Raw genomic sequence first — 1,739 nt, 5'->3', positions numbered from 1 at the left:
ACACAGCTCACGGTCGCTCACCCTCCCATGTCTCTCTGGATCCCTAGAAAGTCCATACATTCCTTCGTCCTGCGTATCCGTGGTGTGGAGGCCGGATATGCTCCTATACTGGGTCCATGCCCGAATGGGGTAAATATGCTCCGGCTCTGCACTGTTGGTGTTTGTCTTCAAATGATTTTGTTAAGTCAGCGTTTATACAGCCTGTCATGCTTGGTTCTGAGGGATGCCACACAAAAGCTTAGAACCATCAAATGGACACTGACGCTGTCCAATGACAAAAATAACTTTCAGTAACTTCCCACACAAAGCAATCAATGACTGTTGTTTTTTTAACGGCTTATCAGGGCGTTTTGTGTAATAGGAATGCAGGGCTTTAAAGGTGGAATTATGGGCAACGAGCGGGCGAATGGCAAGGTATAAAGCTCTTCTGAGCTTACTGCGGCCTCGCTTCGTTATCTTGGTTTGTCCTTTCCATTTCCCTGAACGATTTTCTCGTAAAGACAGCCCTGCTAAATTAATCAACTGCTGGGGATGGCTGTATTTGGTCAGATCGCCTGTCTCAGCCAGGATGGTTGTCACGGTAGCGACTCCCAGCCCTTTAATAGCCATCATTTTTTTAGCTCCTGGAATGGTCTTTCCCACCTCTTCAAGGTCCTGATCTAGTTCTTCCAGTTGGGTCTTGAACAGCTCGTATTGGTCGAGAAGGCAGCCCATTTCCTGCCTGGCAAAGCGAATGCCGACGGAAAGACCAATGCTTTTCTTTGCGGCTTCTACCAGCTTTGTCGCCCGTTGGATTCCCACTCCCCGTTGGACATAGGGCTTCCATTTCTGAAGCACTTCTTCAGGAGTCATCTGAGAAATGTCAGAAGGAAAAGGAAAGAACTTTAGCGTACAAAGGGCGGCTTTTCCTTCCCAGTCTCCGAATACACCGAAGAATTCCGGGAAGTAGCGCTGAATCAGATTTTGGATTCTGCCTTCTGTGGTCATAAGCTGTTCGACGAGCTGATCTCTTATTTTGGCGCCTTCTCTTAGTTCCGCATAAATGCCTTCTACGAGATTGGGTACGGAGTATCGCCCGTCTTTAATCAGCTGTGCAATCACTTTAGCGTCCTTTGTATCATTTTTCGTTGGTGAATTGTCATCAAGCTCTTTGCTTTTTTTCACGTGCATGGGATTGACGACAACGAACTGGTAATGCTTCGCAACAAGGTAATAAGCGAGGTTTTTCCAATAGTGACCGGTTGGTTCTGCCCCGAAAAGGATGGTCTTCTTTCCATTCTCTTGTGCATATCGTTCGGCCCAGACAATTAGCTGTTCAAAGCCATGAATGTGGTTTTCAAAGATCAGACGTTTCCCAAACTCGATGCCCCGGTCATCCTGAGCGCGGGCTACATGTTTGTCTTTGGCGATATCAATGCCAATGATTAAGGTGGATGGTGTGATTTGCTTGATTTTCTGGTTTTGTGTATAATTCATTGCGAGTCCTCCTTGGGTATCAATTAAGGGTCCTTTTCGCTGATCAGCTTTGGACACCTCGTATCATACCAAGGGGGCTCTTTTTGTTTCAAACCTCATAAACCTTCATTACAGGAATGCTCCTATGCGAAAAAACTTGGCATCAAAGAAAGCGAAGTCGAACAAGTCTATATCGACAAGGTGCCCTTAAGGCGGGGCTGCACGTATGAAGATGTTGCCAATGCTGTCGTTTTCTATAGTTCAGACAAAGCCGCCTATATGAC

The 1,739-nt window shown here is 46.5% G+C and carries 1 protein-coding gene; it reads right to left on the bottom strand.

Annotation, left to right across the window (positions count from 1 at the left end; genetic code table 11):
• Positions 1–204: 204 nt before the first annotated feature.
• Positions 205–1,476, bottom strand: a complete 1,272-nt coding sequence (locus tag CHH91_RS17825) for an IS110 family RNA-guided transposase (protein WP_063609918.1) — start codon at positions 1,474–1,476, stop codon at positions 205–207.
• Positions 1,477–1,739 lie beyond the last annotated feature (263 nt).

The sequence above is a fragment of the Virgibacillus sp. 7505 genome, assembly GCF_002272135.1.
Classification (GTDB): Bacteria; Bacillota; Bacilli; order Bacillales; family Amphibacillaceae; genus Terribacillus.
This window is presented reverse-complemented; position numbering and strand designations above follow the sequence as displayed.